The sequence below is a fragment of the Streptomyces sp. DT190 genome, assembly GCF_049846985.1.
Taxonomy (GTDB): Bacteria; Actinomycetota; Actinomycetes; order Streptomycetales; family Streptomycetaceae; genus Streptomyces.
Genome location: NZ_JBNCNM010000017.1, coordinates 1 through 8195, shown reverse-complemented (window position 1 = coordinate 8195; position 8195 = coordinate 1). Strand labels below are relative to the sequence as shown.

The 8195-nt window shown below is 73.1% G+C and carries 7 protein-coding genes and 2 pseudogenes; 3 read left to right on the top strand and 6 right to left on the bottom strand.

Annotation, left to right across the window (positions count from 1 at the left end):
* Positions 1–186: 186 nt before the first annotated feature.
* A complete protein-coding gene (locus ACPXCS_RS26525; protein WP_425950198.1) occupies positions 187–1272 on the top strand; it encodes a tetratricopeptide repeat protein in 1086 nt (361 codons plus the stop codon).
* A gap of 9 nt (positions 1273–1281) precedes the next feature.
* On the opposite strand, the gene ACPXCS_RS26520 is transcribed toward ACPXCS_RS26525, so the two are convergent.
* Complete coding sequence (locus ACPXCS_RS26520; RefSeq protein ID WP_425949954.1) at positions 1282–2232, bottom strand: M28 family metallopeptidase; 951 nt, start codon at positions 2230–2232, stop codon at positions 1282–1284.
* Positions 2233–2454: 222 nt separating this feature from the next.
* A complete protein-coding gene (locus tag ACPXCS_RS26515; RefSeq protein ID WP_425949952.1) occupies positions 2455–2928 on the bottom strand; it encodes a VOC family protein in 474 nt (157 codons plus the stop codon).
* 117 nt (positions 2929–3045) lie between these two features.
* Here ACPXCS_RS26515 and ACPXCS_RS26510 point away from each other — a divergent pair.
* Positions 3046–4200, top strand: a pseudogene (locus tag ACPXCS_RS26510) (MFS transporter); the annotation flags it as partial.
* 80 nt (positions 4201–4280) lie between these two features.
* Here ACPXCS_RS26510 and rarD read toward each other — a convergent pair.
* Both rarD and ACPXCS_RS26500 read right to left on the bottom strand, forming a co-directional pair.
* Positions 4281–5231 (bottom strand): EamA family transporter RarD, encoded by a 951-nt coding sequence (gene rarD / locus ACPXCS_RS26505; RefSeq protein ID WP_425950196.1) that lies wholly within the window; start codon positions 5229–5231, stop codon positions 4281–4283.
* Between the two features lie 190 nt (positions 5232–5421).
* Positions 5422–6276 carry an NAD(P)H-binding protein gene (locus tag ACPXCS_RS26500; RefSeq protein ID WP_425949950.1) on the bottom strand — a complete coding sequence of 285 codons (855 nt, stop codon included), beginning with the start codon at positions 6274–6276 and terminating at the stop codon, positions 5422–5424.
* A gap of 91 nt (positions 6277–6367) precedes the next feature.
* On the opposite strand from ACPXCS_RS26500, the gene ACPXCS_RS26495 reads away from it, so the two are divergent.
* Positions 6368–6748 carry a winged helix-turn-helix transcriptional regulator gene (locus tag ACPXCS_RS26495; protein WP_425949948.1) on the top strand — a complete coding sequence of 127 codons (381 nt, stop codon included), beginning with the start codon at positions 6368–6370 and terminating at the stop codon, positions 6746–6748.
* 36 nt (positions 6749–6784) lie between these two features.
* Here ACPXCS_RS26495 and ACPXCS_RS26490 read toward each other — a convergent pair whose 3' ends face one another.
* Positions 6785–7864: a 2-oxoacid:ferredoxin oxidoreductase subunit beta gene (locus tag ACPXCS_RS26490; RefSeq protein WP_425949946.1), complete on the bottom strand. Its 1080-nt coding sequence runs from the start codon at positions 7862–7864 to the stop codon at positions 6785–6787.
* Positions 7857–8195, bottom strand: a pseudogene (locus tag ACPXCS_RS26485) (2-oxoacid:acceptor oxidoreductase subunit alpha); the annotation flags it as partial. The pseudogene ACPXCS_RS26485 and the gene ACPXCS_RS26490, both read right to left, overlap by 8 nt.

Sequence of the window (8195 nt, the reverse complement as noted above, 5' to 3'; positions counted from 1 at the left end):
TCGGCCGGATCGGCGCACTCTGGCTCGGTTGGGCCGGTGCACCCTGCCCCGGCGGGATCGGCGCACACCGCGCCGCCCGAGCGGCCTTCCATGCCCCCGGCAGGACCGGCGCACAGCGCCCTCTCCGAGTCCGCGCCCTTGTCCCCGGCCGGATCGGCGCACCCCGCGCCGCCCGAGCCGACGTCCATGCCCCCGGCCGGGCCGGTGCACGTACCCCCGGCCGAGTCCGCGGGCCCGCGCGCCGATGGGCCCGCTCGCCCGCATTCCGCTGAGCCCGCGCGCCCGCACTCCGCCGAGTCCGGGCACACGCCCCCGGCCGGGGCGGAGCGGGCCGAGGGGGACCGGGCCACGCACGTCCTGCGCCCCGTGCCGGAAGCGGGGCGCGGCGCGACCCCGACGTTCCCGCTGCGGGCGGTGCCCGAGCCGCCGTCGGCGGACAAGCCCGTACCGACGTTCGAACTGCGCGCGGTCACAGGACCCGACCCGCAGGACACGCCCCCGGGCACACCGCAGGACGCGGCCCCGGCCGCGCCGCCCGGCACCGTCGCACCGCCCACCGGTGCGTTCGGGCCGCCCCCGCCCATGGACGCCCGGCCGCTGCCGGGTTCGGAGGCCGGCCACCCGCCCGTGGAGGCCAGGCCGCTGCCCGGTCCCGAGGCCGGAGCCGGGTCCCGGCCGCGGCCGCGGCCCGAGCCGATCCCGGACGCCGCGCTGCTGGCCGCCGACCCCGACCCCAAGCCCACGCCCCCGCGCGGCTTCGACGCCGTCGCGGAGGCCGTGCTCGGGGACGAACCCCTCGGCGCCCCGGGCGACTCCGCCGCGCCCGCGCTCCTCGCGGAGCCGGTCGGGCGCATCAACGAGGCCGTGAAGGAGGGCCGGATCGAGGCGGCGGCCGAGCTGGCGGACCGGACCGTCGCGCAGGCGTCCGGGACGCTCGGACCGGAGCACCCGGAGGTGCTCCGGCTGCGCGAACTGACCGCGTACATCGCCTACCTGGCCGGCGACCCGCTCCGCGCGTTCCACCTGTCGCTCGACCTGGCCGGTGCCCGGCGCCGGGCCGGCGACGCGGAGGGCGCCTACGGCAACGTGCGCAGCGCGGCCACCGCCTGGCGCGCCGTGCGCGACCCGGCCGTGGGACTGGAGCTGGGGCGCGACCTGGTGGGCCTGTGGACCGAGCTCGCCTCCGAGGGCGGTCCGGCCGCCGAGGAGATCGAGGAGCTGGAGTCGGCCCGGGCCCGCATGGGCCGTCTCACCGCACGCGCCCGGCAGTAGCCGTGCGGATCACTCCGACAGTTCCCACACCGCGTGCGCGAGGGCGTCGCTGTTGCGGTCGAGGGCGGTGTCGTTGATGTTGGCGGTGGTGTCGCAGGAGGAGTGGTAGCAGCGGTCGAAGGCCTGCCCCGCCGTACCGCCCCACTTGGCCGCCTGCGCCGCCGTCTTCGCCCGGCTGGCCCCGGTGAACAGGCCGCCCACCGGTACGCCCGCGCTCTTGAAGGGCGCGTGGTCGGAGCGGCCGTCGCCCTCGGTCTCGATCTCCGTCGGGACGCCGATGCCGGTGAAGTAGTCCTTGAAGGTCTTCTCGATCGCCGGGTCGTCGTCGTAGACGAAGTAGCCCGGGTTCGGGGAGCCGATCATGTCGAAGTTCAGGTAGGCGCTGATCCGCGAACGGTCGCCGGTGGCGAGCCGGTTGACGTAGTAGCGGGAGCCGACCAGGCCGAGTTCCTCGGCGCCCCACCAGGCGAACCGCAGGTGCTTGGTGGGCTTGTACTGCGCCCGGGAGACGGCCAGGGCGGTCTCCAGGACGGCGGACGAGCCGGACCCGTTGTCGTTGATGCCGGGTCCTGAGGAGACGCTGTCGAGGTGCGAGCCGGCCATCACGACCTGGTTCGGGTCACCGCCGGGCCAGTCGGCGATCAGGTTGTAGCCGGTGCGGCCGGAGGCGGTGAACTGCTGGACGGTCGTGGTGTATCCGGCGGCGTCCAGCCTGGCCTTGATGTAGTCGAGCGAGGCCTTGTAGCCGGTGCGGCCGTGGGCGCGGTTGCCGCCGTTGGCGGTGGCTATGGACTGCAGCTGGGAGAGGTGGGCCTTGACGCCCGCCAGGGGTATGTCCGGCGCGGCGGCCGCTCTGGGGAGTGCGGAGGACGCGGCGTCGGCCACGGCACCGCCGGTCAGCAGCATGGCGGTCGCCATGCCGGCCGCCGCGACGGCGCGCGCGGAAACGGAGAGCTTCATGTGGGGGCTCCGGATTCCCTTGGGGCCGCCCTCGGGGTGTCCACGGGCAGCCCACAGTGAATGGGGTGCCTGGATGGTGAAGCTGGGACTGACTCTCCGTCAAGACCGCTATTTGGCCAGGGCGTTGCCGCGCCCGGCCGTCACACCCGGCCGCCCCGCCCGGCCGTCACACCCGGCTGCCGCGCCCGCCGGCCGCACCCCGGCCGCCGCACCCGCCCGCCGTCACTGCACGCAGAACTCGTTGCCCTCCGGGTCCGCCATCACGAGCCATTCGCCGCCCTGCTCCCGCACGTGCCGCAGCACACGCGCGCCGAGCGTCTGAAGCCGGGCGGCCTCCTCCGCGCGCCGCCCCTCGCCCGGGTGCAGGTCGAGGTGGAGCCGGTTCTTGCCCGTCTTGGCCTCCGGCACCCGCTGGAACAGCAGCCGCCGCCCCAGCCCGGTCCCGCTCTCCGGCTCGAAGGGGTCCTCGGGGTGCCGTACGGCGACCAGGTCCCGGAAGGCCCGGCGGCCGTGGAAGTCGACCGTGGCCTCCTCGGGCAGGGCGCCGAGGCCCAGCAGCTTCTCGATGAGGGCACTGTTGTCCTCGACCTCGTACCGCAGCGCCGCGGCCCAGAACACGGCCTGGGCGTGCGGGTCGTTCGCGTCGATCACGACTTTCCAGTGCACGGGAGTGGCTGATGCCGGTGTCTGCGTCATGCGGCCACATGTACTGCACGCGGGCCGCCACGGCACCGAAGGCGCAGCGGCCGGGGAGCCGACGAGCGGACCGAGCCCCGTTTGCGTGACCGGCCCTCACCGGAGGAGGGTTGGTTCATGGGCACGCGGGCCTGGGCGTTGCTGCTCGTCCTGTGCGGGACGATCTTCCTGGAGGGCGCCGACGTCGCGATGATGGCGGTGGCGATCCCGGCCATCCGCTCCGATCTCGGTCTTGCCACCGGCACGGCGGCCTGGGTGCTGAGCGCCTACGTGCTGGGGTACGCCGGCTTCACCCTCCTGGGCGGCCGGGCCGCCGACCTGCTCGGCCGGCGGCGGATGTTCCTGCTCTGGCTGACCGTCTTCCTCGCCTTCTCCGGACTCGGCGGCCTCGCCACGGACGGCTGGATGCTGATCGTCGCCCGGTTCGTCACCGGCGTCGCCGCCGCGTTCATGACCCCGGCCGCGCTCTCCCTGATCACCACGTCCTACGCGGAGGGGCCGGGGCGCAACAAGGCCCTGCTGGTCTTCGCCGGGACCGGCGCGGCCGGCTTCTCCCTCGGTCTGGTCATCGGCGGCCTGCTCACCGAGCTCGGCTGGCGCTGGGTGTTCTTCGCGCCGGTGCTGCTGACCGCCGGCCTGCTCGTCGCGGCCGTGCGCCTGGTGCCCCGGCAGGACGCCCCGCCCGCGCGGCGGCGCACCTTCGACCTGCCCGGCGCGATCACCGCCGCCGGCGCCATGCTGCTGGCCGCCTACACCGTCGTACGCCTGGAGCACGGTCTGCGCGGCTGGCCGCTCACCCTGGTGTCGGGGCTCGCGTCCCTGCTCCTGGCGGGTGCCTTCGTCGTGGTCGAGCGGCGCTGCCCGGACCCGCTGGTCCGTCTCGGGATCCTGCGCAAGGGCCCGGTCGTCCGCGCCGACCTGGGGGCGCTGCTCTTCCTGGGCGCCTTCTTCGGCTTCCAGTTCGTCGTCACGCTCTACCTGCAGGAACTGCGCGGCTGGTCCTCCCTGCAGACCGCCGTCGCCCTGGTCGTCATGGGCGTCGACGCGGTCCTGGCGCCGACGCTCACCCCGAGACTGGTCGCCCGCTTCGGCAACGCCCGGGTGATCCTCGCCGGTTTCCTGCTGGGGGTGGCCGCCTACACCCTGTTCCTGCCGGTCGGCATGGACTGGTCCTACGCGATGATGTTCCCGACCCTGCTGCTGTCCGGTTTCGCGTTCGCCCTGGCGTACGGCCCGCTGACGATCGCGGCCACGACCGGGGTCGACGAGTCGGAGCAGGGTCTGGCCGGCGGGCTGCTCACCACGGCGACGCAGTTCGGATCCGCGATCGGCATCTCGGCGGTGACCGCGGTCTACGGCCTGGCGTCCACCGGGTCCGGCCCCGAGGCCACGCTGTCGGCCTTCCGCGCGGCGCTGATCGTGCCGGTCGTCCTGGTGGTGCTGGGCGCGCTGATCTCGGTGGTCAGCGCGCGGGAGGTCCGGCGGGCGGTGCGCAGCGCGTCCCCGGTGAGCAACGCCAGCGCCAGCCACACCAGCGCGAAGCCGGCCCAGCGCTCCGGCGGCATCTCCTCGTGGAAGTAGAAGACGCCGAGCAGGAACTGGAAGACGGGCGTCAGGTACTGCAGCAGGCCGATGGTGGACAGCGGGACGCGGATCGCGGCCGCGCCGAAGCAGACCAGGGGGAGCGCGGTGACGATCCCGGCCGAGGCGAGCAGGGCCGCGTGCCCGGCGCCCTCGGCGGCGAAGGTGGCCTCGCCGTGCAGGCCCAGCCACAGCAGGAAGCCGAGCGCGGGCAGGAACTGGATCGCGGTCTCGGCGGCCAGCGACTCGACGCCGCCGAGGTTCACCTTCTTCTTCACCAGCCCGTACGTGGCGAAGGAGAAGGCGAGGCAGAGGGAGATCCACGGCAGCCGGCCGTAGCCGATGGTCAGCACGACGACCGCCGCGCAGCCGGTCCCGACCGCCGCCCACTGCACCGGCCGCAGCCGTTCCTTCAGCAGCAGCACGCCCATCGCGATGGTGACCAGCGGGTTGATGAAGTACCCGAGCGAGGCCTCGACGACGTGCCCGGAGTTCACGGCCCAGATGTACAGGCCCCAGTTGACGGTGATGACCGTCGCGGCGACCGTGATCAGGCCCAGCTTCCGGGGCCGGCGCAGCAGCTCGCCCGCCCAGGCCCAGCGGCGCAGCACGAGCAGGGCGGCACCGACGAAGACCAGCGACCACACCATCCGGTGGGCCAGGATCTCCGTCGCCCCGGCGGGCTTGAGCAGGGGCCAGTACAGGGGGACCAGACCCCACATGCCGTAGGCCGCGAAGCCGTTCAGCAGTCCTATGTGCCGCTCACCCCTCGGCTTGCGCCTCACGGGCCCCTCCTTCGCACGTCCTGTCCGCGTGCTCGACGGTAACGCCGGGCGCCCCCGGCTGTCATGTCCGTATCGGCATACGGTCATGACAGCCGGGGGGTGGGGGGCTCGGGGGTCCCGCGCGGCGTCAGCCCTTGAGCGCGGCGGCGACGGCCTCGGAGAGCGGGGCGGTCGGGCGGCCGATCAGCCGGGACAGGTCGCCGGTGGAGACGACCAGCTCGCCCTTCTCGATGGAGGCGTCGACGCCCGCGAGCATCCGCGCGACCGGCTCCGGCAGGCCCGCGCCCGTCAGGATCGAGGTCAACGCCTCGACGGAGACGGCCTGGTAGGCGATCTCCCTGCCGGTCTGCCGGCTCAGCTCGGCCGCGTACTCGGCGAAGCTCCAGGGGGTGTCGCCGCCCAGCTCGTACGTCTTGTTCTCGTGGCCCTCACCGGTCAGCACGGCGACGGCAGCGGCTGCGTAGTCGGCGCGGGAGGCGGAGGAGACCCTGCCCTCGCCGGCCGCGGCGACGACCGCGTCGTGCTCCAGCACCGGGGCGAGGTTCTCGGTGTAGTTCTCGTGGTACCAGCCGTTGCGCAGCAGCGCGTAGGGCACACCGGAGCCCAGCAGGAGCTCCTCGGTGCCGCGGTGGTCGTCGGCGAGCGCGGCGGTCAGGCTGCCCGGGGCGCTGGTGTAGGCGAGCAGGGCGACACCGGCGGCCCCGGCGGCGTCGATGACGACCTTGTGCTGCTGCACCCGCCCCTTGGCGAACTCGTTGCCCGAGATCAGCAGCACCTTGTCGCCGGCGGAGAACAGGCCGTCGAAGGAGGCGGGGGAGTTGTAGTCGGCGCGGGCGATCCGCACGCCGCGCCCGGCGAGGTCGGCGGCCTTGGCGGCGTCCCGCACGACCGCGGTGATCTGCTCGGCCGGGACCTTCTCCAGCAACTGCTCCACGACGTGGCGGCCGAGGTGTCCGGTGGCTCCGGTGACGACGATGCTCATGGTGAGAACTCTCCTTGTGGGGTGCGATGGCACTAACCATAGGAGAAGCGCTAACTCGTGGAAAGTACCCACTTTGAAGTAAGGTACTGGCATGGCAGTAAGTGACTTCGAGGCGCTGTGCCCCTACCGGCTCGTCCTGGAGCACGTCACCAGCCGCTGGGGCGTGCTCGTCCTGATCGAGCTCCTGGACCGCCCGCACCGCTTCAGCGAGCTGCGCCGGGCGATCGGCGCGTACGGGGGCCGCGGGGTGAGCGAGAAGATGCTCACCCAGACCCTCCAGACCCTGGAGCGCGACGGCCTGGTCCACCGCGACGCCAAGCCCGTCATCCCGCCCCGCGTCGACTACTCCCTCACCGGCCTGGGCCGCGAGGCCGCCGAGCAGGTCCGGACCCTCGCGCGGTGGACGCAGCAGCGCATGGACGACGTGGAGCGGGCACGCCGGACGTACGACGAGGCCCGGGCCGCCTCCTAGCGGTCCCGGGCCTCGCGGTGCCGTGCGGGGCGCCGGTCAGCCGACGACGGTCCAGGTGTCGCCGCCGGCCAGCAGCGCGGCCAGGTCGCCCTTGCCGTGCTGCTCGATGGCGTGGTCCAGCTGGTCGGCCATCTGCGTGTCGTAGACGGGCCGGTCGACCGAGCGGAACACACCGATCGGCGTGTGGTGCAGTGTGTCCGGGTCGGCGAGCCGGGACAGCGCGAACGCCGTGGTCGGGGACGCGGAGTGCGCGTCGTGGACCAGGATCCGCCCCTCGTTCTCCGGCGTCACGGCGACCACCTTCAGGTCCCCGGTCAGCTCGTCCCGCACGACGCCCTTGGCCAGGTCGGCGCCGAAGCGGATCGGCCGGCCGTGCTCCAGGCGGATCACGGCCTCCTCGGCCTGCTGCTTGTCCTTCAGGGCGTCGAAGGCGCCGTCGTTGAAGATGTTGCAGTTCTGGTAGATCTCGATCAGCGCCGTGCCCTGGTGGGCGGAGGCCTGGCGGAGCACCTCGGTGAGGTGCTTGCGGTCGGAGTCCACCGTCCGCGCCACGAACGACGCCTCCGCGCCGATCGCCAGCGACACCGGGTTGAACGGCGCGTCCAGCGAGCCCATCGGCGTCGACTTGGTGATCTTGCCGACCTCGGAGGTCGGCGAGTACTGGCCCTTGGTCAGGCCGTAGATCCGGTTGTTGAACAGCAGGATCTTCAAGTTGACGTTGCGCCGCAGCGCGTGGATCAGGTGGTTGCCGCCGATGGACAGCGCGTCGCCGTCACCGGTGACCACCCACACCGACAGATCGCGCCGGGAGCTGGCCAGACCCGTGGCGATGGCGGGGGCGCGGCCGTGGATGGAGTGCATCCCGTAGGTGTTCATGTAGTACGGGAAGCGTGACGAGCAGCCGATGCCCGAGACGAAGACGATGTTCTCCTTCGCCAGCCCCAGCTCGGGCATGAAGCCCTGCACCGCGGCGAGGATGGCGTAGTCGCCGCAGCCGGGGCACCAGCGCACTTCCTGGTCGGACTTGAAGTCCTTCATCGACTGCCTGCCCTCGGCCTTGGGGACCAGGGACAGCGCCTCGACGGTGCCGGCGCCTTGCGTGGACGTCTCAGCCATCGATGGCCTCCTTCAGAGCCGCGGCGAGCTGCTCCGCCTTGAACGGCATGCCGTTGACCTGGTTGTACGAGTGCGCGTCGACCAGGTACTTCGCCCGGATGAGCGTGGCGAGCTGCCCGAGGTTCATCTCGGGGATCACCACCTTGTCGTAACGCTCCAGCACGGAACCCAGATTCCGCGGGAAGGGGTTGAGGTGGCGCAGGTGGGCCTGGGCGATGGATTCCCCGGCTCTGCGCAGCCGCCGTACCGCCGCCGTGATCGGTCCGTAGGTGGAGCCCCAGCCGAGGACGAGGGTGCCCGCGCCGTCCGGGTCGTCCACCGTCAGGTCCGG